At 66.5% G+C, this 588-nt stretch carries 2 pseudogenes; both read right to left on the bottom strand.

Going from position 1 to position 588, the window contains the following annotated elements:
* A pseudogene (locus ENZ74_RS33760) lies at positions 1–265 on the bottom strand (Gfo/Idh/MocA family oxidoreductase); the annotation flags it as partial.
* A 146-nt stretch (positions 266–411) separates the two neighbouring features.
* Positions 412–588, bottom strand: a pseudogene (locus tag ENZ74_RS33755) (sugar phosphate isomerase/epimerase); the annotation flags it as partial.

The following is a 588-nucleotide window of genomic DNA, read 5'->3' as shown; positions in this document are numbered from 1 at the left end:
CTTCGATGCCGTCGGGGCGCTTCGCCTCGGCCTTGGCCATCTCGGCATAGGATGCGTAGCTGCGTGAGGGGTCGAGCCCCAGTTCGGCCGCCGAGGCCTTGGCACGGGCCGGGTCGGCTGACAAAGCGCCGGCAACCAGCACGAACTCGTTGTCCAGCCGCGCCGCGATCCGATGCACCGCGCCGATGAAGGCGCCTTGCCCGCCGCCGACCATGCCGTAGCGGATCGGGCCGCCTCCCGTTTCCGACTTCGATGCGCCGACCATATCTTGCTCCTCGCTGTTGCTTGCCCCCCTTGAGGGGAGGTCGATCCGCGCAGCGGATCGGGTGGGGTCGTTGAGGCAGAGCGCGGTGTGAACCGACCCACCCGGCCTTTGGGCCACCCTCCCCGCGAAGGGGAGGGAAAATCGAGCTAGATTCCCATCATGGCGCGCAGCAACTTCTTGTCGGTGGTGCCAGCGGCGAAGTCGTCGAATGCCTTTTCCGTCACCCGGATGATGTGGTGCTCGATGAAAGGCGCGCCTTCGGCCGCACCATCCTCCGGATGCTTCAGGCAGCACTCCCACTCCAGCACCGCCCAGGAATCATA

The organism is Mesorhizobium sp. M7A.F.Ca.CA.002.15.2.1, from assembly GCF_003998715.1.
GTDB lineage: Bacteria > Pseudomonadota > Alphaproteobacteria > Rhizobiales > Rhizobiaceae > Mesorhizobium > Mesorhizobium ciceri.
Note: the sequence above shows the minus strand (reverse complement) of the source record. Positions and strands in the feature narration are given on the sequence as shown.